The 20,665-nt window shown below is 58.4% G+C and carries 20 protein-coding genes; 8 read left to right on the top strand and 12 right to left on the bottom strand.

Going from position 1 to position 20,665, the window contains the following annotated elements:
- Positions 1 to 203: 203 nt before the first annotated feature.
- Together FHX09_RS06885 and FHX09_RS06880 are read left to right on the top strand one after the other, a co-directional pair.
- Positions 204 to 383, top strand: a complete 180-nt coding sequence (locus FHX09_RS06885) for a hypothetical protein (RefSeq protein ID WP_184449580.1) — start codon at positions 204 to 206, stop codon at positions 381 to 383.
- 36 nt (positions 384 to 419) lie between these two features.
- Entirely contained in the window at positions 420 to 920 is a 501-nt protein-coding gene (locus FHX09_RS06880) for a hypothetical protein (protein ID WP_132595275.1), read from the top strand.
- Between the two features lie 130 nt (positions 921 to 1,050).
- Here the strand turns inward: FHX09_RS06880 and FHX09_RS06875 are convergent, their stop codons facing one another.
- Complete coding sequence (locus FHX09_RS06875) at positions 1,051 to 1,389, bottom strand: hypothetical protein (RefSeq protein WP_184449578.1); 339 nt, start codon at positions 1,387 to 1,389, stop codon at positions 1,051 to 1,053.
- Between the two features lie 257 nt (positions 1,390 to 1,646).
- On the opposite strand from FHX09_RS06875, the gene FHX09_RS06870 reads away from it, so the two are divergent.
- Together FHX09_RS06870 and FHX09_RS06865 are read left to right on the top strand one after the other, a co-directional pair.
- Entirely contained in the window at positions 1,647 to 3,395 is a 1,749-nt protein-coding gene (locus tag FHX09_RS06870; protein WP_184449576.1) for an adenylate/guanylate cyclase domain-containing protein, read from the top strand.
- Positions 3,396 to 3,855: 460 nt separating this feature from the next.
- The gene (locus FHX09_RS06865; RefSeq protein ID WP_132588880.1) at positions 3,856 to 5,133 is read left to right on the top strand and encodes a DUF3422 family protein; all 1,278 of its coding nucleotides are present in this window, start codon (positions 3,856 to 3,858) and stop codon (positions 5,131 to 5,133) included.
- Between the two features lie 128 nt (positions 5,134 to 5,261).
- Here the strand turns inward: FHX09_RS06865 and FHX09_RS06860 are convergent, their stop codons facing one another.
- The 4 genes from FHX09_RS06860 to gabD all read right to left on the bottom strand — a co-directional run bounded on the left by FHX09_RS06860 (position 5,262) and on the right by gabD (position 11,969).
- On the bottom strand, positions 5,262 to 6,803 hold the full coding sequence (locus FHX09_RS06860) for a SpoVR family protein (RefSeq protein ID WP_132588881.1): 1,542 nt from the start codon (positions 6,801 to 6,803) through the stop codon (positions 5,262 to 5,264).
- 10 nt (positions 6,804 to 6,813) lie between these two features.
- A complete protein-coding gene (locus FHX09_RS06855; protein WP_132588882.1) occupies positions 6,814 to 8,130 on the bottom strand; it encodes a YeaH/YhbH family protein in 1,317 nt (438 codons plus the stop codon).
- Positions 8,131 to 8,155: 25 nt separating this feature from the next.
- A complete protein-coding gene (locus FHX09_RS06850; protein ID WP_132588883.1) occupies positions 8,156 to 10,105 on the bottom strand; it encodes a PrkA family serine protein kinase in 1,950 nt (649 codons plus the stop codon).
- Between the two features lie 409 nt (positions 10,106 to 10,514).
- Positions 10,515 to 11,969 (bottom strand): NADP-dependent succinate-semialdehyde dehydrogenase, encoded by a 1,455-nt coding sequence (gene gabD, locus FHX09_RS06845; RefSeq protein ID WP_184449574.1) that lies wholly within the window; start codon positions 11,967 to 11,969, stop codon positions 10,515 to 10,517.
- Between the two features lie 245 nt (positions 11,970 to 12,214).
- Between gabD and FHX09_RS06840 the strand changes: the two genes are divergently transcribed.
- From FHX09_RS06840 to FHX09_RS06825, 4 genes are all read left to right on the top strand, one after another.
- Positions 12,215 to 12,910, top strand: a complete 696-nt coding sequence (locus tag FHX09_RS06840; protein WP_132588885.1) for an RNA polymerase sigma factor — start codon at positions 12,215 to 12,217, stop codon at positions 12,908 to 12,910.
- Between the two features lie 87 nt (positions 12,911 to 12,997).
- Entirely contained in the window at positions 12,998 to 13,522 is a 525-nt protein-coding gene (locus FHX09_RS06835) for a DUF4142 domain-containing protein (RefSeq protein ID WP_184449572.1), read from the top strand.
- 11 nt (positions 13,523 to 13,533) lie between these two features.
- The gene (locus FHX09_RS06830; protein WP_132588887.1) at positions 13,534 to 13,851 is read left to right on the top strand and encodes a cupredoxin domain-containing protein; all 318 of its coding nucleotides are present in this window, start codon (positions 13,534 to 13,536) and stop codon (positions 13,849 to 13,851) included.
- Between the two features lie 107 nt (positions 13,852 to 13,958).
- Positions 13,959 to 14,546 (top strand): YigZ family protein, encoded by a 588-nt coding sequence (locus FHX09_RS06825; RefSeq protein WP_184449570.1) that lies wholly within the window; start codon positions 13,959 to 13,961, stop codon positions 14,544 to 14,546.
- 13 nt (positions 14,547 to 14,559) lie between these two features.
- Here the strand turns inward: FHX09_RS06825 and FHX09_RS06820 are convergent, their stop codons facing one another.
- From FHX09_RS06820 to FHX09_RS06790, 7 genes are all read right to left on the bottom strand, one after another.
- Positions 14,560 to 15,582 (bottom strand): LLM class flavin-dependent oxidoreductase, encoded by a 1,023-nt coding sequence (locus FHX09_RS06820; protein ID WP_184449568.1) that lies wholly within the window; start codon positions 15,580 to 15,582, stop codon positions 14,560 to 14,562.
- 144 nt (positions 15,583 to 15,726) lie between these two features.
- Positions 15,727 to 17,271 carry a DHA2 family efflux MFS transporter permease subunit gene (locus tag FHX09_RS06815; RefSeq protein ID WP_132588889.1) on the bottom strand — a complete coding sequence of 515 codons (1,545 nt, stop codon included), beginning with the start codon at positions 17,269 to 17,271 and terminating at the stop codon, positions 15,727 to 15,729.
- A gap of 45 nt (positions 17,272 to 17,316) precedes the next feature.
- Positions 17,317 to 17,694, bottom strand: coding sequence for a VOC family protein (locus tag FHX09_RS06810; protein ID WP_132589067.1), 378 nt, complete (start codon positions 17,692 to 17,694; stop codon positions 17,317 to 17,319).
- 294 nt (positions 17,695 to 17,988) lie between these two features.
- Positions 17,989 to 18,210, bottom strand: a complete 222-nt coding sequence (locus FHX09_RS06805) for a hypothetical protein (protein WP_132588890.1) — start codon at positions 18,208 to 18,210, stop codon at positions 17,989 to 17,991.
- A 310-nt stretch (positions 18,211 to 18,520) separates the two neighbouring features.
- Positions 18,521 to 19,615, bottom strand: coding sequence for a helix-turn-helix domain-containing protein (locus FHX09_RS06800; protein ID WP_132589068.1), 1,095 nt, complete (start codon positions 19,613 to 19,615; stop codon positions 18,521 to 18,523).
- A 135-nt stretch (positions 19,616 to 19,750) separates the two neighbouring features.
- Entirely contained in the window at positions 19,751 to 20,089 is a 339-nt protein-coding gene (locus tag FHX09_RS06795) for a hypothetical protein (RefSeq protein ID WP_132588891.1), read from the bottom strand.
- Positions 20,090 to 20,107: 18 nt separating this feature from the next.
- Positions 20,108 to 20,662 carry an ATP-binding protein gene (locus tag FHX09_RS06790; RefSeq protein ID WP_132588892.1) on the bottom strand — a complete coding sequence of 185 codons (555 nt, stop codon included), beginning with the start codon at positions 20,660 to 20,662 and terminating at the stop codon, positions 20,108 to 20,110.
- Positions 20,663 to 20,665: the final 3 nt, after the last annotated feature.

The following is a 20,665-nucleotide window of genomic DNA, read 5'->3' as shown; positions in this document are numbered from 1 at the left end:
ACTGCTAGCCAAAGGGAACGGTCTTGAGGGCGATTACACTTCTGGTATCAACGGTGGGAATTTACTTGATTTCGCTTTCCGCTATGGCGGAGCCGAAGCGGCAATCGGCCTATGATGATAGGCCGATGGCATGCGCAGTGCTTTACAGAGCCTTGGCAAGGGCTAGTAAGGACACTGGGGACGAAGCAAATTCCGATCGATACATGGCCAAGTTCAAGGTCTTATATGAACAGGGCGTTGCAAATGTTCTGGCAGTAGGCGGCACAAGGGAGCAAGCCCACAAGGCCACCCAAAACTTTGCCGATATCATTGAGGAAATGGCCATTTCAAAGCCCGAGGCGGTGCCTTCGTTCGTAGCGATGTGCAAGCGCGAGTATCCTTGACCGCGCTTCAGTAGGGAAAGAAGGACTTTGCCAGGGATGCTGCATGTGATCTTGTTCAGACGTATTCTTCTTTTAGCAGCCCTCTTCGCGGCACCGCCCGTGTGCCTAGCAAGTCCGTTGTACATGACCTCTTTACATGAGTCGCTGCTAGGTACTCCCATGGGCAGCATTCGAAAAATGGGCACTTTGACGGCACCAGATTTCGAGGCGGTATGTATTCTCCGCCCATATCAGGATCGACTGGACATAAGCGGCGACCTCGCCGCAAGGGTAAATGTTCATCTCGCGAAGATCGAGTATTCCTCCGATGAGGGACACTTCGCCTTTGTTTTCGTCAGAAAGCAAGGCATCGAAATAGAACGGATCAAGCGATCACAAAAACTGGATTTCTTTGGCAATCGAAAGCTGCCGGCGGCAATTTCCGATGCCGTGCCTCACAATTTTTCCCAAGAAGACTGTGCTAGTGGGCCTTCCGCTACCATCATCAAGATAACGTTCGACGACCGGACCTACTTCCTCTTTGGTCAGGCACCGTAACAACAATATTGTGAACGATGACCGCTTGTAGCGCTCTGGCGGACGAGGCTGTTGTCGCCTTCCGGCCCAATGCGGACTCCCTCGTCGCTGAGGTGAGATCATCGGCTGTGGTGATGCCCGCGCAAAGAGGTCACGTCAAATAAGGCATTATATCCACCCCGTCCCCCGGAAAAACGGTGATGTGCGGGTGGTCTTCGAACAGTCGTGCAGCGGCATCAGCGCTCTCCGCTTCGACCACCAAGTAGCCGCAGAACGAGTTCACCGCGTTGACGACGCCCTCCTTGGTCATGCGTGTCGTCTTGCCCACCATTCCGCCAGGATCAAGGATGGACGAAGCATTTCTTTCTTCCCACGCCGACCACTCTTTTATGCCGACGGCGTCGACTGCATCCTGCTCGGCTTTGGGCAGGTTTCGAAAGGCCGCCAGGTCCTCGGGCTTCATGGTGTAAACGGCAAGAAACCGGGGCATCAGCACATCCTCCATTCATCTTAAAGGTTGCCAATTTATACGTCACGCTTCGGAAGTCACCCGCCGACAAATAGGCGTGGGACGTGGAACGGCGGCTTTTGGGCGCATAGTTTGTTGCTAGTCCAAGACTTGCCGTCTAGGTGCGAGCGAAACATGGCTCAGTCGACCTTTTTAGCGAGCGCGACGGGAAGTGTCTCATGGTTGCATATATGCTAATCTAAATAGCCGTTGAGGGCTTGACGGGTGGTGGGGCGACAATGAAGCAAAGGCTTTCTGTCATCATGGCCTCTGACGTGGTCGGCTACAGTCGACTGATGGGGATCGACGAGAAGGGCACACTTTCGGCTCTAAAGTTGCACCGACACGAACTTTGGGACGTGAAAATCGCATCGTATCAGGGCCGTACAATCAAGCTTGTTGGCGATGGGATGCTGACCGAGTTTCAGACTGCTGAAGAGGCGGTTCTATGCGCGTTCGAGATACAATTGGAGATGCGAAAACGCAATGCGCAGGTCCCCGCTGATCGAAGGATAGAATTTCGGATCGGGATAAACATCGGCGACCTCATCTTTGAGGACGACGATGTCTATGGCGATGGCGTCAATGTGGCAGCACGCATCGAAAACATCGCGAGACCGGGGGGCATAGCGATATCCGCATCGGTGCGTGACACTTTGGGCAAGCGCCTGGGCATTCGCTTCGAAGATGCAGGCGAGCACGCGCTGAAGAACATTGGGCGGCCAATTCGCATCTTCAACATTATTGTCGACGAGAGTGGAGAAGCGTCGAGTCCCGAGCGCACGTCGACATTTGAGCCGAGAGTGCAGTCAGTCGGAACATACCGTGGGCGGGAGTTTTCGCCGAATAGAACACTGCTGTACGTTTCGAACTTCTCCAATTTGAGTGGCGATCCGGACCAGGAATATTTCGCGGCTGGAATAACAGAAGATGTCGTTGCCGGTTTGGCACGGTTCTCCAGGTTGACTGTCGTCGTTCAACGACCGCCCTTAGAACCGGCGCACGCCGAGCCGATGCCGTACTACATGCTGGACGGCAGTGTGAGATGGCTTGGTAATCGTGTCAGAGTGAACGCCAACTTGACCAATGTTGCCGGAGAACAAATCTGGGCGGAGAAATACGACTTCGACCTTGTCGACATCTTTCACATCCAAGACGAGTTATCCTGTTCCATACCGGCTGCTCTGAGCGTCAAGATCGAAGAGGCAGAGCGGCAGCGTGTCTTGAGCAAGCCCGTGACGTCGCTGAAGGCGTATGATCTTTACCTGCGAGGCAGGCATCTTCATCAGGGCTCGAACCCGGACGAGGTCCGACTTGCGAAGGCGATGTATCTTGCCGCAATCGAAGATGATCCGGAGTACTCACGGCCATATATTGGGTTGGCCTGGATCGAGCTAAGAAAGCTGAAATGGAACGAAATCGTCGAGATCGACACCGCCCTTGCGACCGCGTCGGCCCTGCTAAGCAAGGCCCTGAAGCTTAATCCAATCGATGCGGATACCCATTGGGCTCTTGGCGTTGTCCATCTTTGGAGGGGGGAAGCTGAACGAGCCGTAGCCTGCTATGAGCGTGCTCGAGAACTAGCACCCAACAACTGTGACCTCCTCGCAGAATATTGTGATGCTCTTGGTTACCTTGGACGCTTGGAAGATGCCATCAGGATGGGGGAACTCGCCGTTCGGCTCAATCCGAGCCGCCCCGACTGGTACCTTTGGGATATCGCCGCAGCCAAATTTCTTTCGGGGAAATATTCCGAGGCGCTATCCCTTCTGGAGAAAATGGCCGAGCCTGGACCTGCCTACCGCCTGCTTGCAGCGACCTATGCCCAACTGGGGAGGCTGGAGGAAGCGCGCCATGCCGCCAGCGAACTCCTGAAGGTCAATCCTGACTTCTCGATAAAACGGTACAGCTCCCGTGCTCCCTATCTCGATAAGACACTCATGGCCAAATACATCGAAGGTCTGCGACTCGCGGGTCTGCCGGAGTAGATGGACGAGTTGCCGAGCCCCTACCGCAGGCGCTTCTGGCAGCTTCAGCGAGAAGTCGAAATTTGGAAAGCGCAAGGGACGCGGGCAATATCAAATGATCGCTCCCGTCAAACCCGGACCCACGGGTACCAATGTCAACGACTTCCGGGCAATCCTCGTTCGTTAAATCTCACTGCAGATGAGTTGCTTCTTTGATGCTTTGCCTGTGGCAAACGGTCGCGCGAACCGATCGCGCTGGACAGGCATATGACGAGATGCTTGCATGCCCTCGCCTGAGGGGCGATGTGGGGACATCATCATGGACATCAGAAATCTCCTTGCGAGTTGGCGAGGGGCGTACGAAGGTGTTGACGCTGATCGCAAGCGACCAATCCAGCCTGTTCAGTTCCCTCTTCATCTCAACCTGCCCGCGGCACCAGTATCGATGACCGGAAAACCCGCCACCGAAAGGAATGCATGGATGACGCAAGGAAGCTTTGGCTTTCCGCCTGCGGATCTTCGAGGACGCGCTTTGGGTGAGATTCATGCCCGGCCCTATGCGCTTGTTCAGGCGCCACGCGTCATATTCCAGCTCGCTTTTTTGACGGAAAGCGCCGGGGATAACGACCATGAGATGCTCGCCGACCTATCCCGCTCCAGCGGCGTTGCACCGCCTGCCCGCGAAACCAGCCATCATGCGATAAGTTGGGGGCAGGGAACGCTGCGCTGGGAGCGGCACACCGAGTTCTCAACATACTTTTGGGACTGTCCATCGCCCGAGAGGTTTGGCGCGCCGATAGCCGTTCATCCCTTCGGAGACAGTTTTTCGCCGCCGGGGCCCTTCATATCAGGGATCCGTCTGGAGATCCGGCCCGATACATCGGATACAGCGCAGGAGATTGCCGTCTTCGATCCGACCAGCCTGTGCCGAAGCGAGCTGAGAAACGGCCAGGCGACGATCCTGACCGATTTCCGCCAAGACGGTGACGGATTGACGAAGTTTTTGGTGATCGATCGCGGCATGTCCGACAGTGCGCGCGGCGCGCTGGTCCAGCGCCTTCTCGATATCGAGACCTATCGCACGCTCGCAATGATGGGCCTGCCGCTTGCGCAGTCGCTCTCGCCCGAAATACGTCAGATCGAATCCGGCCTGACCGCGATTACACAGCGGATGAAGTTGCACGCCCGCGACGAGGCGGATCAGATGCTGTCCGAGATTACGCGCCTGGCAGCGGAGCTCGAGGCGAATGCGGCGCTCAGCCTCTACCGGTTCGGAGCCAGCCGTGCCTACTACGAGATCGTCCAGGAGCGCATTCGCGCGCTCGCAGAAACCGCGATACCTGGTAGCGAGACGCTCGGTTCTTTCCTGGAACGGCGACTGGCACCGGCCATGCGCACCTGTCAGTCGGTCGAGGAGCGTCAGGCGAATCTTTCGCGCAAGCTGGCCCGGGCCACCGCGCTGTTACGAAGCTGGATCGACGTCGAACTCGAGCGTATCAATACGACGGTGCTGAACTCGATGGATCGCCGGGCACAGCTGCAGCTGCGCCTGCAGCAGACGGTCGAAGGCCTGTCGGTGGCGGCAATCTCCTACTATGTCGTCGGGCTCTTCGGTTACCTGGCAAAAGGCGCGCACAATGTCGGCCTCGAAGTGTCGCCCGAGACGCTGACCGGCCTGTCTGTTCCGATCGTCGTTGCTGGTATGTGGCTCGTCGTGCGAAGCATCAGGCGTAGACATGCGGAAGAGGACAAGCATTGAATTTCGGCGTCGTGCAGATGCCGCAACGTCCACCAAGGCATAACCGGGGCTGCGGCAAGGCAAACGCATTCGCTGATTGCGAGAGCGGCGATGTCGTGCCAACGGGCCTCAGGGCGACCAATCCGGCTTCAGATCTCAGCTGTCGAGCACTCGTAGAAAACCGCGCCGGTTTCAGCATCGACGCCCCTCAGGCTTACGTCGTAGCCCCAGAGGCGGCGAATGTGGCTCAGCGTGGCATCGCGTGTGCCTTCTTCCAGTAGGATGCCGTTCTTTACATTGTGCTGCAGCCGAAGCTGCCGATCACCAAGCAGGTCGACATCGATAACTTGGATATCGGGCTGTCTGGCGCCGACGTCGTAACTGTGGGCAAGCGCCGAGCGGACCTTGGAATAGCCGCGCTCGTTATGGATTGCAGATACTTCGCAGTAGTTGTCGGTGGAGCGATCGGAGAGCAGAAACAGGCGGAACTTACGGATCATTGCCGGGCTGAGATATTGCAGCATGAAGGACTCGTCCCGGTGGTTTGCCCAGGCGTCGAGCAGCGTCCCCTGCCAATCGCCATTGCCGGCAAACGACGGAAACCAATCGCGATCTTCCTGCGTCGGTTCCATGCACATGCGCTCGATGTCCTGCATCATCGCGAACCCCAAGGCGTAGGGGTTTATGCCAGGAAAGCGCGGGTCATCGAAAGCGGGCTGAAATACGACGTTGGAGTGGCTTTTCAGCAATTCCAGCATCGCCCCCTCGCTGATCCGGCCCTGATCGAAGAGGCGGTTGATGATCGTGTAGTGCACGAAGGTCGCACAGCCCTCGTTCATCACCTTGGTTTGGCGCTGCGGATAGAAATATTGCGCAATGACGCGAACGATCCGGAGAAGCTCGCGCTGCCAAGGATCGAGGATGAGGCTATGCTTTTCCAGGAAATAGAGCAGGTTCTCTTCTGGAAGATTGAGAACCTTCTTGCGTTCGGATGCGTCGCGTTCGGCATCTTCCGGGTCGCGGCTTTCGGTTGCCAGCGGCAGCGTACGCCACAAATCGCTGTAGGTCTGCTCTTCGTATTCCAGTCGCTCCCGGGCGCGCTCTCTGACCTTTTCGGAAGAAAGGCGGGGCGGGCGACGGTAGCGGAATACGCCCTGATCCATCAAGGCGTGCGCTGAATCGAGGATCGCCTCCACTGCGCTCAACCCGTGCCGTTCTTCGCACTTGGCAATGTATTTCTTCGCGAAGTCCATGTAGCTCAGAATGGCGCCAGCGTCGGTCCATTGGCGGAAAAGATAGTTGTTCTTGAAAAAATGGTTGTGGCCGAAGGCGGCATGCGCGGTCACGAGCGCCTGCATTGCCATGGTATTTTCTTCCATGAGATAGGTGATGCAGGGATTGGAGTTAATGACCAGCTCGTAGGCGAGGCCGCGCTGTCCCTTGCGATAGAGGTGATCTTCGAAAATGAAGCGTTTGCCGAAGGACCAGTGCTGGTACATCAGGGGCATGCCCACCGAGGAGTAGGCATCCAGCATCTGCTCGGAGGAAATGATCTCCAGCTGGTTGGGATAGACGTCCAATCCCATCTCATCGAGCGCAATCGTCTCGATGGCATCGTAGGCGCGCGAAAGAGTCGCAAAATTCCAATCGGAACCATCAAACAGCAGGCCTGAACTTGAGCGTCTCGCCATTTGGTCGTCCTTACTTGCGCGTACGCATGGCAGGCTGTCGGGTAAAGAGCTTGCGGAACACGGGATAGATATCTGCGGGTCGGGAGATCCGCGTCATCTGGAAATTGGGCACTTCCCCGTCGACCGTGCGATAGGCGCGCCACAGCGATGTGCCGTTGTCGGTCGTTCCAAAGATTTCCGTTTCGCGCTCGTCGATGATCTCGACATAGGCATAATACTGGCAAAGACGCATCAAATGGTCGCGAAGCAGTGCCGCACAGCGTTCGGAATCGCCGCTGATGTTATCGCCATCGGAGGCCTGCGCGGCGTAAATGTTCCACAAATGTGCCGGATAGCGCTCCTCGATCACACGAAGCATTTCCTCAAGTGCGGTGGAAACGACCGTCCCGCCGCTCTGTTTGCTGTAGAAGAACGTCTCCTCGTCGACCTCGCGCGCTTCGTCGGTATGGCGAATGAAGACGATATCGATCCGCTCGTAACGGCGGGTCAGGAAGAGGTGCAGCAGGACGAAGAAGCGTTTTGCAAGATCCTTTTCCCGCTCGCCCATGGATGCCGACACATCCATCAGGCAGAACATCACGGCGCTGGCATTGGGAAGCGGCTGGCGCTCGAAGCGGTTGAAGCGAATGTCGACCGGATCGACATAGGAAATGCGCCGACGTCTGCGCTCCATCTGCTCCAGTTCCTCGCGCAGCGCCTGTAGGCGCCGTCGGTTTGCAGTGGATAACGCCTTCTCGGCTTCCAGGGCGGCGATCTCGTCCGCAAGCGCTTTCACCGCGGCTTCGCTCGGCCGCTGCAAGGCCATGCGGCGGCCGAAGCTGTTGCGCATGGTGCGCCCGACATTGATGTTGGTGGGTGTTCCGGCTGTGCTGAAGCCGACGCGGTGCGGCTTGTAGGTCACCGTTTCCTTGAGATTCAGCTTGACCATATCAGGCAGCTCAAGGTCCTCGAAGAAAAGATCGAGAACCTCGTCGCGGGATAGAATGAACTGAAAGTCATCCTCACTCTCGCCACGGCCAGCGCCGCGGCCGCTGCCGCCACCACCGCTTTGCGGTCGCGACAGCTTGTCACCCGCCATGTATTCCTTGTTGCCGGGCAGAATATACTCGCGCTCACCGCTGTCGGAGGCGGGCTGAAAGGTCGGCTCGCCTGCGCCACGCTTCGGCATCGGGACGCCATGGGCGGCGTCCACGTCGGCAATCTTGTCGGACTTGACCTGTTCCTTGATGGCCCGCTTGAGTTCCTCGCGGGCACGCTTCAGGAAACGCTGCCGGTTGCCGAGGCTCTTGTCCTTCGGGTTGAGCCGGCGGTCGATGAAATTCGGCATCTGCCAATCTCCCGGTTCGGCATCGTCAACCGGCTTTGTTGACCCTCATGTACCAATCGACGAGCCGCCGGACCTGGCGAACCGTGTAGCCACGCTGCGTCATGCGCTGGACGAATTCGGCGTGCTGTTTCTCTGTCGAGCTGTCCTTCTTGGAGCCGAAACTAATGACCGGCAGGAGATCTTCGACCTGACCGAACATGCGCTTCTCGATGACTTCGCGAAGTTTTTCATAGCTCGTCCAGGAGGGATTGCGCCCATGGTTCTTGGCGCGCGCGCGCAACGTGAATTTCACGACCTCGTTGCGGAAGTCCTTGGGATTGGCAATGCCCGCCGGCTTCTCGATCTGCGACAGCTCGCTATCGAGTATCTCCCTGTTGAGGATTTGTCCGGTATCGTAGTCCTTGAAGTCCTGGTCTTCCAGCCATGCATCGGCGTAGGCGATATAGCGGTCGAACAGGTTCTGCCCATATTCGCTATAGGATTCCAGGTAGGCTTTCTGGATTTCATGGCCGATGAATTCGGCGTAACGCGCAGCAAGCTCGGACTTGATGAAATCAAGGTAGCGCGCCTCGGTTTCCTTCGGAAACTGTTCGCGTCGGATCGCCTGCTCCATGATATACATCAGGTGTACGGGGTCGGCTGCCACCTCCTTGGTGTCGTAATTGAAGGTTTCAGAGAGAACCTTGAAGGCAAAGCGCGTACTGATACCGGTCATGCCTTCGTCAACACCGGCGGCGTCACGATACTCCTGTACGGACTTGGCCTTGGGATCGGTGTCTTTCAGGTTCTCGCCGTCATAAACGCGCATCTTGGTGTAAAGCGGTGAGTTCTCATGGACGTGGAGCCGTGTTGCAACCGTGAAGCGGCTGAGATTTTCGAGCACCTCGGGGGCACATGGGCTCTTTGCCAATTCGCTCTCGCGCAGCAGCTTCTCGTAGATTTGCCGCTCCTCGGTGACCCGCAGGCAATAGGGCACTTTGACCACGAGGATGCGGTCGAGGAACGCCTCGTTGTTTTTGTTGTTCTTGAAGTGCAGCCACTCGGACTCGTTGGAGTGAGCAACGACGATGCCCTGGAAGGGGAAGGCGCCAAAGTTCTCGGTGCCGTTATAGCTGCCTTCCTGCGTCGCAGTCAGCAGCGGGTGCAGCACCTTGATAGGCGCCTTGAACATTTCGACGAACTCGAGAAGTCCTTGCGTGGTTCTGTTCAGTCCGCCGCTATAGGAGTAGGCGTCCGGATCGGCCTGGCTGAAGTTTTCCAGCTGGCGGATATCGACCTTGCCGACGAGCGCAGACACATCCTGGTTGTTCTCATCACCCGGTTCGGTCTTGGCGATTGCGATCTGCCGCAGACGGGAAGGCGTCAGCTTGACGACACTGAACTTCGAGATGTCGCCGCCGATCTCGTCGAGCCGTTTCGTTGCCCAGGGCGAGATCAGGCCCGTGAGCCTGCGTCGTGCAATCCCGTACTTGTCTTCCAACAGCCCTGCCATCCGTTCAGGATGGAAGAGGCCGAGAGGAGACTCGAAGATGGGACTGATTTTGCCGTTAACGGCCAAGGTGTAGATCGGGCGCTGCTCCATCAGCCTCTTGAGGCGCTCGGCAAGCGATGATTTGCCGCCGCCGACCGGCCCAAGCAGATAGAGGATTTGCTTTCGTTCCTCGAGCCCTTGAGCGGCATATCTGAAGTAGCCGACGATCCGCTCGATCGTATCTTCCATTCCGTAGAAATCAGCGAAGGATGGGTAGATCTTGACAGTGCGGTTGGCGAAAATCCTGCCAAGCCGCTCATCTACGCTGGTATCGATCAGGGTCGGCTCGCCGATTGCTTCGACCATTCGCTCCTGTGCTGTCGCATACAGGCTTTTATCATCGCGGCAGGCCAGCAGATATTCCTGTAGGCTCAATTCTTCTTGCGCGGCGCTTGTGTAAATTTCCGAGAAAAGATCGAAGACGTCGCTTTCACCTTTTTGCATGATGCTCTCCCGCGGCCGGCTGGTTGAAACGGGATGGCTGCCCTGTCGGCGCGCCCACTGAGAAAACGGCAGAACCTAGTATTCGTTCCTTCAAATACTTAGAGGAATTCGAAATTGGCTTGGGAAGGCCATAGAGCATCTTTATCGTCTCCATTCTTGCGCTCGATCGCGACTCAAATGTTGAGCAGTGCTGATTGCTAATATGGCACGAAAGACGTGCAATAACCATGGCTAAGGTAATCACGCTATTGGTAGGAATGGCGTAATTTCGGTTGATACAACGCTACGCCGGCGAACAAAGTTACACCTTTGGCTGGTCGCATTGTATTGGACGGTGGCCTTAGAACCCCTGCCGTTCCTACCAAAGAAGAGTGTGGGGACCGTGCGGTCTGCGTCAGCCCCCGGGCATTCAACTGATGCCGCCGAGGCAGACGTATTTAATCTCCATAAATTCTTCGATGCCGTATTTTGAGCCCTCTCGCCCCAGGCCGGAGAGCTTGACGCCGCCAAATGGCGCTTCTGCCGTCGAGATCAGCCCGGTGTTGACGCCGACCATGCCGTATTCGAGGGCCTCGGCCACCCGGAAGACGCGGGCAAGATCCTTGGCATAAAAGTAGGAGGCCAGGCCAAACTCGGTGTCGTTGGCCTGCGCGATCACGTCGGCCTCATCCTTGAAGCGGAAGAGCGGCGCCACCGGGCCGAAGGTCTCCTCGCGGGCAACGACCATCTCTTTCGTGACGTTGGCGAGCACCGTCGCCTCATAGAAAGTGCCGCCGAGGGCATGGCGCTTTCCTCCCTGAACGACGCTCGCCCCCTTGGCAAGTGCATCGGCAACGTGCTCCTCGACTTTTTCCAGAGCCGGCTGATCGATCAGCGGCCCGAGAATGACACCCTCGTCGAAGCCGTTGCCGGTCTTCAGCCTGCCGACGGCGGTCGCAAGCTTCTCGGCAAAGGCATCGTAGACGCCGTCCTGCACGTAGAGCCGGTTGGCGCACACGCAGGTCTGGCCGTTGTTGCGGAACTTGGCGATCAGCGCGCCCTCGACCGCCGCATCGAGATCGGCGTCGTCGAAGACGATGAAGGGGGCATTGCCACCGAGTTCCAGCCCAAGCTTCTTGATCGTCGCAGCGCTCTGCTTGTAAAGCTCGGCGCCTATCTCGGTGGAACCGGTGAAGGTCAACTTGCGGACGGTCGGGTTGGCGGTCATCTCGGCGCCAATCTCGCGTGCCGAACCGGTGATGACAGAAAACAGCCCTTTCGGCAGCCCGGCGCGTTCGGCGAGCACGGCAATCGCAATGGCCGAGAACGGCGTCTGGCTGGCCGGCTTTAGCACCATGGCGCAGCCGGCGGCAAAGGCCGGCCCCGCCTTGCGGGTAATCATCGCATTCGGGAAATTCCAGGGGGTGATCGCCGCGACTACCCCGATCGGCTGTTTCATCACCATGATGCGCTTATCGGGCTGGTGACCGGGAACCAGATCGCCATAGACGCGCCGGCCTTCCTCTGCGAACCATTCAATGAAGCTTGCACCATAGACGATCTCACCGGTCGCTTCGGCAAGCGGCTTGCCCTGTTCGAGCGTCAGGATGCGGCCGAGGTCATCCTTGTTCTCGATCATCAGCTCGAACCATTTGCGAAGAATGCCCGAACGCTCCTTGGCGGTGCGCGCTGCCCAGCCCTTTTGGGCAATGCGTGCGGCCTCGATCGCGGCTTTCGTTTCGGCTGCTCCAAGTTTCGGTACGCGGCCGATGATTTCGCCTGTTGCGGGGTTGTTGACTTCGATCGCATTCGACAGATCGGCCTCGATCCATTTGTCGCCAATGAGGGCTGCCTGACGAAAGAGTGTCGAGTCCTTGAGGTCCATCTTATCCATCCCATCCAGAAACTGCGTTGGTCCCGCTTTCTGCGGCCGCGTCGGTAAAGCCTTTACGGCAATGTCGGCATCTTTTCTGTCGTGTCAAACTCATCCACTTAAAAATGGTCGCAGCATGCAGATGAGCGGCTGGGCCCACGGCAATGTCAACGCCTTTGACAGCCTAAATGCAGGCGCATGATTTTCGGGAACCTTTCCGATCGAGCGCCATCTATAACCATCGCAAGGAGATGACCATGTCGCACATTCGAACCGATCGGGCAGAAGCACTCGATACGCTCGCCGATGTCGAGCTGGCGCGTCGCGCGGTTGCACGTGATCGCCACGCATTTCGTGCAATCATGACGTCTCACAATCAGCGGCTTTTTAGGCTCGCAAGAAGCATCGTTCGCAACGACAGCGAAGCCGAAGATGTTGTTCAGGAAGCCTATGTGCTGGGATTTGCACACCTCGATCGCTTCCGGGGAGAGTCGTCGCTGGCGACCTGGCTATCACGCATTGTGATCAACGAGGCACTCGGGCGTCTGCGAAAAAAACGGCGGACGACGGGCTTGGTGAGTTCGATGGAGCAAAGCGGTGGAGCGACGATCGTCCAGTTTCCTGTCGACAACCCCAGTGGCGATCCGGAGCGGACGATGGCGCAGCGACAAATCTTGCAGCTGGTCGAGCAAGCAACCGATGCGCTTCCCGATATCTATCGAACCGTCTTTGTCGCCCGAGTCATCGAGGGGCTGAGCATGGAGGAGACGGCTGCGCTGCTTGGCCTACGGACCGAGACCGTCAAGACCCGGTTGCATCGCGCCAGACGCCTGGTGCGGGAGCGCCTCGACGAGCAGATCGGTCCCGTGCTCCTTTCCGCATTTCCCTTTGCCGGTCGCCGTTGCGAGCGTCTGACGGCCGCCGTGATGAGCCGTCTCGGCTTTCCCGATTAATCGCGGGAACCTAATCGTTAGGCCGGCATCCAATGTTCGTTCCAGAAAACAACGCCCAGCCTCGCCGGCTCGGGCCAAGGAGGTTCCATGCATACCCAACAGATGACAACCTTGACCGCGCTTTGCCTGCTCGCAATTGCGCCATCGGCATGGGCCGCGGACAAACCGACGGACCCGCAGATCGCTCATATCGCCTATACAGCCGGTGTCATCGACGTAGAGGCAGCAAAACTTGCGATCTCGAAATCCAAGAACAAGGACGTTGTTGCCTTCGCTGAGGACATGGTGCGAGACCATGAGGCCGTGAATACGCAGGCTCTCGCATTGGTCAAGAAGCTCAAGGTTACGCCTGAGGACAACGCTACGAGCAAGGCGCTGGCCAAGGCTGCGACCGATGAGCGGGCGAAACTCGCCAAGCTCAACGGCGCGGGCTTCGACAAGGCCTACGTCGCCAACGAAGTCGCCTACCATAAGCAGGTCAACGGCGCGCTCGAGACGCTGTTGATCCCCTCGGCGAGCAATGTCGAGCTCAAGGAACTGCTCGAAACCGGTCTGAAAATCTTCCAGGGCCACCAGCAGCACGCCGAGCACGTTGCTGCCAACCTCAAATAGGAGATTTCGACATGCTGCGACGGCATCTGTGGATCGCTGCGGTATCTGCGTTGACAACAGGTGTCGTTCCGGCGCGGGCAGAAACGGTCACGGTGACAATCGAAAAGATGAAGTTTTTGCCCGCCGAGATTAGCGCAAGGCCAGGCGACACCATTGAATGGATCAACAAGGACATTCTAGCCCATACGGCGACCATGAAGGGAGACTGGGAGGTGGTCATTCCTCCCGGCAAATCGGGACGAGTGGTGCTGAAGGCAACCGCCCCGGTCGACTACTACTGTCGCTTTCATCCGAACATGAAGGGTCGGATCTCGATGCCGGCACAATAGTGGGGTAAGGGCAGCGCTGCGTCCACGGAGAGACTCTCCACTGTCATGTCCGCCGCCGCCCGATAAACCGTCTTCGCTCGGCGCTCGCGCTGCCCTATACAGCTGTCATGTATTCGCTGGAACGAACCACATCCCTTGAGCAGATCGTGAAAAAGAGCCGGTTTCTGGCGATCGGCGTACCGATCGCCAGTGAGCTCGAAGCGAAGGAGGCGCTTGCAGCGCACTCCCAGGCCGATGCAAACCACAACTGCTGGGCTTGGCGTGTTGGTCATACGTACCGCTTCAGCGATGACGGCGAGCCAAGTGGAACAGCCGGAAAACCCATACTGCAGGCGATTGACGGTCAATCGCTGGACAAGGTCATGGTTATCGTGACGCGCTGGTTTGGCGGCGTTCTTCTTGGCACGGGTGGATTGATCCGCGCCTATGGCGGCACGGCCGCCGCCTGCCTCCGGGCCGGCGAGCTCGTCGAGCTCGTTCCAACGTTGCAAGGAACGATCCGCGCCGGGTTCTCCGACCTTGCCATCCTCAAGGCAAGGCTCACCGCCTTCGAGGGCGTGCAGGTCCTGAGCGAGGCATTCTCTGGCGCGGGTGCGGAGATCACTGCCAGCTTTCCCGAAGCAAAGTCAGAGGAAATTGCCCGGCTGATCGCCGATACGACAAGCGGACGCAGCGCGCTCGCCCTAAAGCAATAGACGGGCGCGAGAGTTAACGCCAGCCGAGGGCAGGGGCTACGTGCTTCAGGATCGCTTCGATCACATGGGCGTTGTAGTCGACGCCAAGCTGATTGGGGACGGTCAGCAGCAGGGTATCGGCTTCGGCAATCGCTTGGTCTTCGGCGAGCTGTTTGACCAGCGCTTCCGGTTCGGCCGCGTAGGAGCGGCCAAAGATGGCCTTGGTGTTTTCGTCGATATAGCCGATCGAATCCTGTTCCTTGCCGCCGCGACCGAAATAGGCGCGGTCGCGATCGTCGACGAGCGCGAAGATGCTGCGGCTGACCGATACGCGTGGCGTGCGACTATGGCCGGCTTCTTTCCATGCCTCGCGGTACGCACGGATTTGCGCCGCCTGCTGGACGTGGAAGGGTTCGCCTGTTTCGTCATCCTTCAACGTCGAACTTTGCAGATTCATGCCGAGCTTGGCTGCCCAGACGGCGGTTGCGTTGGATCCGGCACCCCACCAGATGCGGTCGCGCAATCCTTCCGAATAGGGCTCAAGGCGCAGCAGGCCGGGTGGGTTTGGGAACATCGGACGCGGGTTTGGTTGGGCAAAGCCATCACCTTTCAGCGCTTCCAGGAACACTTCGGCATGGCCACGGCCCATATCGGCATCTGTCGAGCCGTCCTGTGGTTGGTAGCCGAAATAGCTCCAGCCATCGATGACCTGCTCGGGCGAACCGCGGCTGATGCCGAGTTGCAGGCGCCCGCCTGCGATCAGATCCGCGGCTCCGGCGTCCTCAGCCATATAAAGCGGGTTTTCGTAGCGCATGTCGATGACCGCGGTACCGATTTCGATGGTCTTCGTCTTGGCACCGACTGCCGCCAGCAAGGGGAAGGGGGAGGCAAGCTGCCGAGCAAAATGGTGGACGCGGAAATAGGCACCATCCGCACCAAGTTCTTCGGCGGCAACGGCGAGGTCGATCGATTGGAGCAGCGCGTCGCCTGCGGAGCGGGTCTGCGACTGGGGCGAAGGCGTCCAGTGGCCGAAGGAGAGAAAGCCGATTTTCTTCATGATTTTGCCCGTTGGATATCACGGTTTGCCGTGGGATTTGCGATTGGTTTAACATGGGAAGCGGCATCTGCCATGAAAAGACGACTGAACGCTCTGTTCACTCTTTGAGGTTGGCATCGCCAAATGAAGGGCCTTCCCGCAATTTCATTGTGGCGGAGCGACCGGTCTTGCGAATGGCAGAAAGAGCAGTGCGCAGCCTGTCAGTACGGCGACGATCAGCCAAGCCTCGTTGATCGCCTGGACGCTTGCTGCCGTCTGCACCAGCGGATCCAGCGCGGCGACGGTGTCGGGACTGAAGGTGCCTGCACTGCCGGTGATCGTGCCGGTTGGAGCCCCGACAAACGCTGCCGTGGCTGCGTCGCCGGCTCGCAGTTGATCCCATAGCCTCTGCCCAAGCGGCTCCGACCTCGTGTAGATGATCGTATCGATCATTGCGATGCCGATCGCCCCGCCAAGATTGCGCATCAGATTGAAGAGCCCGCTTGCATCAGGCACCTGCGCCGGCGGCAAGGTTCCGAGCGCGAGGCGGGTCGGTGGCAGCAGACAGAACATGATCGCTGCGCCGCGCACGACCTGGGGCCAGAACATGGCGTCGTAGTCGGAGCGTGGATCCTGAAATGCGCTCATCCCCAATCCGATTGCGAACAATACGAAGCCTGCGGCCGAAAGCAGGCGCGGATCCGTTCGCTTTTCCAGCGCAACGGCGATCGGCGCGACGATCAGCTGCGTGATACCCGTAACCAGCATCGTCGTCCCGATTTCCAGGGCGTTGTGCCCCCTGATGAAGGCAAGGAAAACCGGCATGAGATAGACCGAGCCGAAGAGCCCGATCCCCAGCACGAAACTGAGGGCCGAACCGATCAGGAAATTCCGGTCGTGGAAATGACGCAGGTCGACGATCGGGCGTGTCCTGCGCAGCGACCGCGATGCAAACGCGGCCCCACAGACCAGGCTTACCACCAGCAGGCTCAGAACATAAGGCGAGATCCAGCCGCTCGTCGGCGCTTCCTTCAGTCCCAACTCGAGGCTCGTCAGTGCCAACGCCATCATCATAAGCGACAGACTATCGAGATTTCGAAGTTCGGAGGTGTCGCCCTTTTGCGGCGGCAAGAACCGCCACGCCACGAGCGCCGAGACGATCCCGGGGATGATATTGATGAGGAACAGCCAGTGCCACGAGTAGGTCGACGTCAGCCAGCCGCCGATGATCGGGCCGACAGTTGGGGCCAGAACCGCCAGTACGCCCGCAATTGTTGTGGCGATTGCCTGCCGCTCGTTTGGAAAGAGGATGAAAACAGCCGAAAACACCGCGGGAATCAACGTGCCGCCGGAGAAGCCCTGAAGCGCCCGCCAGGCAACCAACTCGCTGAAGTCGCTGCTTGCCGCACAGCCGGCAGAAGCGACGACAAACAGGCCGATGGAGGCGACGAATAACCATCGCATCGTCAAGACGCGCGTCAGCAAGCCGGTCAACGGTATCGCGACCACCTCCGCGATGAGGTAGATGGTCTGGATCCAGCTCATCTGGTCTGGATCGATATTGATGGCCTGCTGGATCGTTGGCAGGGATGTGGCGACGACCTGCACGTCCAGGATCGCCATGAACATACCGACGCACATCGCAATAAAGCCGACCCAAATCACCGCTGAAGGCGAACGAGAGGAGGCCGGCTCAAGGTGTTGCGACATGCGGTTGCCTTGCGATCAGGGGTATTTGAGGCGACCCGCGGGCCTTCATTCAGGGTGGTGGAAAAAGGCTTCCAAGCGATAGCCATCCGGATCGATGACGAATGCTGCATAATAGAAGGACGCGTACTCGGGACGTATGCCGGGTTCGCCATTATCCGTCCCGCCATTGGCTATACCTTTTGCGTGAAAGCCTCTGACACCTTCCTCGCTGTCGGCAACAAAACAGAAGTGCAATCCCGACTCCATATCGGGGGCAACCGGGCGCTCCGCGAGCTTTATCCAAAGCTGGGGTTGTTCGCCGCCATATCCCAGCCACTTGTCACTCGTTGAAAGCCTCGCATAGCCCAAAGGCTCAAGTGCTGCATCGTAGAATTTGCGGGCGCGCTCAAGATCGGACACGCCGATAGAAACATGATGGAACATCATTCCTCCTTCTAGGCGCGGCAGTCATTCTCATTCGAGCCGCTGCCGATGGCTGCTCGCAGACTGTACAGCGTGATATCTGTAAAGCAAATGACTGCTCCCGATTGTCGGTCCTGGCACCGACTTGATCTATCGAGGACGCGGCCAAGGGTGTTGAACTGGGCTAGCCAGGGCGCAACGACCGAGGCCCACCGCTTCGCGTCATCTGCAAAGCGGCGGGCCTCGGGCCGGTTGAAGGGATGTTGGCATTTCCGCGTTTGCCCCCAGCTGCGATACGCGGAACGGTACTCGGTACTAGTTTGCCGCAACCCTTCGAGCGAGAGCCATTACGTAGTCATCGGCGATATCGGCCAAGGTCAGGGCAACCTCCGATTCCTTCCAACCGGCAGCAACGGCTCGCTGCACGAAAGCCCGAAAGGCCTGTGCAAGGACTTCCTCGCGCTCGACGACGCGGTAAGGATCATTCGCAGGATATCGAGGATTGCTGATCTGGATCGTAGGATTGGTCGGTTCCATGACATGCCCCTGAATGTTGCTTCATTGACGAAGGGGAGCGCATTTGCTGTGCGTTCCGTCTGACTGACTGCACTGCGATTATGCTTCTTTATTAAGGGCTTACGGGACGCCTGTCGTTAGCTGCGCATCCAGAAACTTGCAGCAGCGTCCATTTCTGCTGCCTTTGGTCGTGCCCCAGCCGCTTTCGCCATGATTGATTTTGGCACACGGATGGGCGTGACGCGGGCGATCAGAGTGGTCGAACGGGTGGGGGCTATCAGCCGTCGGCATCCTGCCGACGGCCGCTTTAACGCGACCGGAATGGCAGCACTCAGGCGCGGCGGGTGTGCCCGAGTGTTTTCAGCCACGTGTCGAAGGATTGGGCGCTCTCGGCCTCGGACTCGGGCTCGACCGAGTGCCCGAGATAAGAGGGCATGGCCACGTGCCTCGCCTCGCGCGGGCTGTAGCCGAATTCCTTGCTGAAGGCGCGGCTGAAATGCGCGGCCGAGGAAAAACCTGCTGCAAAGGCGATATCGACGATCTGTTGCCGGTTGGAGGTATCACTCAAAGCGGCGTGTGCGGACAAAAGCCGGCGTCGCTGAATATAGTGATGCACGCCGCCGTCCGGTTCGAAAGCCTGATAGAGCCGCGTGCGCGAGACGCCCAATTCCCGGCACAAACGGTCGGTTGTCAGGTCGGACGACATCAAATTGTGCTGGACGAAGTGGTAGACGCGCTCCTTCAGCGGCAGATTGTTGTGCGGCTCTGGCGATGAGGGGTGTGCTGACGACGACGAAACCCAGGTCAGGATCATGTCACGGATGGTCTGGACGACATGCGGAAGATCAACCTCCGCCAGCTGCGCGAGCTTCGCCTCCACGCCGTCCAGATAGTCGATCAGGAGCTTGGCACGCGTTCCGGAAAGCGCGATGTTGTTCTTGATCTCGGTGGAGGCGGGATGGAGCAGTTCCCGAGGCAGATACAGGGACAGGGTTTGGGTGTCCGTCGATCGACCGCGAAAGGGATGCCCCAAACTGCGCAACTCGACCTTTCCAGGTTCGCCCTCGGAAACGTGTCCACCGACTTCCGTCCATGTCCGGCCGCTGCGCAATACCGAAATATGCCAGTGATCGATAGGGCTTGACCTCACCTTGGCTTCCGAACGCATGTAGCTATGGGCGGGGGTGTTTTGCTGCACGATGAGCATGCCGCCGAGGTTCCAGGCCGCGTGGTCGGCCGCAAAGCCCATGGGAGAACCATCCGGGCGCCTGATATCGACAAGCGGCGCGACGTAAGACTGCCAGCCGGCAAATTGCTGTTGCAGTTCGAGGTCGCGCGTGGAAAACCGCAACGGCTTCAATGCTGGTGGCGGTGCGGGCTGCTCTTCTTGTGGTTTTGTCTCGCGAGGAAAGCGACGACGTTCCATCTGCACAGCCCTGCCGTCGTCACCGACGCCGGCATCGGATGGTGCGGGGGAGGAGCGAGATCGTTCATCTGGCAATTCGGCCTCCATTATCGATCAGGCGAGCGCTGCCCTTTCTTTTCACTCAGTGGTACGCCGTCAGGTCATCCTTAGATCCACGCCCGGGTGGAGTTTCTTGAGGTTGGGCAGCGACTTCGTCTGCCACGAAATCTGTGATGACCCCAGCACGGTCAAATGAATATCCGGGCGGTTGCGCGCTTCGATCGTCAGTTTGGCGAGCAGGTTTATGCCGGAGGAATTGAGGAACTCCAGGCCCGTCAGGTCCAAAGTGGTTTTGCCGCCCCCATTTTCGAGCGCCTTCATCGCGAGTGCTTGGACAGGCGCATACGCGTCAGGTCCCGACAGACGCATTGTCCCATCAAAATAGATGGTGCTGCCTTCGGACCAGACGCGGTAGGCTTCTTCTCTAATTTCCATGGCGCACCTCCTGCCGTTTCATGCCGGAATTGCCATCGCGGCATATGTTTCAAGCCTTGTTCGTTCGCGAGGGTTGTCCTCCTCGAAGAGCCAGGCAAACTGCACCTCGTAGTCGCTCATCAAGGTCAGCAGACCCAAGCCGGACGCATCGCCGGTCGCGGTCGTGGCATTTGACTCGATCTGCCTGATAAGCAGATCGCCGGGATCGCCGCTCGTTACCTTCCCGAGCAGTTGCTTGAATCTGTCGGCCGTCTCGCTGTCGACAAAATTGGACACCCTGAGTCGAAAATAATCCGGTTGTGCACGTGCTTCTACCACGACTTCTCCACGAACGCGAAACCTAATGGCGTTCTCGATCAGTTCGTTTGCGAGGTAACCGATGTCCTGCTTGAGCTGATTGTAGATCCGCTTCGATGGACGAAACCTTGGCGCCATCATCTCGGCGATGAAGTCGGACGTCATGCCGGAATGCTTCCAGGCGAGATCAAGCGGACCGTCAAACAACCGAAGCCGGAACGCGTGAGTAGTATCGGGGGAGGTGAGGTGTTTCTGTCCAAAGAGCGTGACGGTCATGTC

This window comes from Rhizobium sp. BK538 (assembly GCF_014197575.1).
Classification (GTDB): Bacteria; Pseudomonadota; Alphaproteobacteria; order Rhizobiales; family Rhizobiaceae; genus Rhizobium.
This window is presented reverse-complemented; position numbering and strand designations above follow the sequence as displayed.

Coding starts and splice junctions, on each gene's coding strand:
- FHX09_RS06885 (WP_184449580.1), top strand. CDS start 204: ATGGCCAAGTTCAAGGTCTTATATGAACAGGGCGTTGCAAATGTTCTG.
- FHX09_RS06880 (WP_132595275.1), top strand. CDS start 420: ATGCTGCATGTGATCTTGTTCAGACGTATTCTTCTTTTAGCAGCCCTC.
- FHX09_RS06875 (WP_184449578.1), bottom strand. CDS start 1,389: ATGCCCCGGTTTCTTGCCGTTTACACCATGAAGCCCGAGGACCTGGCG.
- FHX09_RS06870 (WP_184449576.1), top strand. CDS start 1,647: ATGAAGCAAAGGCTTTCTGTCATCATGGCCTCTGACGTGGTCGGCTAC.
- FHX09_RS06865 (WP_132588880.1), top strand. CDS start 3,856: ATGACGCAAGGAAGCTTTGGCTTTCCGCCTGCGGATCTTCGAGGACGC.
- FHX09_RS06860 (WP_132588881.1), bottom strand. CDS start 6,803: ATGGCGAGACGCTCAAGTTCAGGCCTGCTGTTTGATGGTTCCGATTGG.
- FHX09_RS06855 (WP_132588882.1), bottom strand. CDS start 8,130: ATGCCGAATTTCATCGACCGCCGGCTCAACCCGAAGGACAAGAGCCTC.
- FHX09_RS06850 (WP_132588883.1), bottom strand. CDS start 10,105: ATGCAAAAAGGTGAAAGCGACGTCTTCGATCTTTTCTCGGAAATTTAC.
- gabD (WP_184449574.1), bottom strand. CDS start 11,969: ATGGACCTCAAGGACTCGACACTCTTTCGTCAGGCAGCCCTCATTGGC.
- FHX09_RS06840 (WP_132588885.1), top strand. CDS start 12,215: ATGTCGCACATTCGAACCGATCGGGCAGAAGCACTCGATACGCTCGCC.
- FHX09_RS06835 (WP_184449572.1), top strand. CDS start 12,998: ATGCATACCCAACAGATGACAACCTTGACCGCGCTTTGCCTGCTCGCA.
- FHX09_RS06830 (WP_132588887.1), top strand. CDS start 13,534: ATGCTGCGACGGCATCTGTGGATCGCTGCGGTATCTGCGTTGACAACA.
- FHX09_RS06825 (WP_184449570.1), top strand. CDS start 13,959: ATGTATTCGCTGGAACGAACCACATCCCTTGAGCAGATCGTGAAAAAG.
- FHX09_RS06820 (WP_184449568.1), bottom strand. CDS start 15,582: ATGAAGAAAATCGGCTTTCTCTCCTTCGGCCACTGGACGCCTTCGCCC.
- FHX09_RS06815 (WP_132588889.1), bottom strand. CDS start 17,271: ATGTCGCAACACCTTGAGCCGGCCTCCTCTCGTTCGCCTTCAGCGGTG.
- FHX09_RS06810 (WP_132589067.1), bottom strand. CDS start 17,694: ATGTTCCATCATGTTTCTATCGGCGTGTCCGATCTTGAGCGCGCCCGC.
- FHX09_RS06805 (WP_132588890.1), bottom strand. CDS start 18,210: ATGGAACCGACCAATCCTACGATCCAGATCAGCAATCCTCGATATCCT.
- FHX09_RS06800 (WP_132589068.1), bottom strand. CDS start 19,615: ATGGAACGTCGTCGCTTTCCTCGCGAGACAAAACCACAAGAAGAGCAG.
- FHX09_RS06795 (WP_132588891.1), bottom strand. CDS start 20,089: ATGGAAATTAGAGAAGAAGCCTACCGCGTCTGGTCCGAAGGCAGCACC.
- FHX09_RS06790 (WP_132588892.1), bottom strand. CDS start 20,662: ATGACCGTCACGCTCTTTGGACAGAAACACCTCACCTCCCCCGATACT.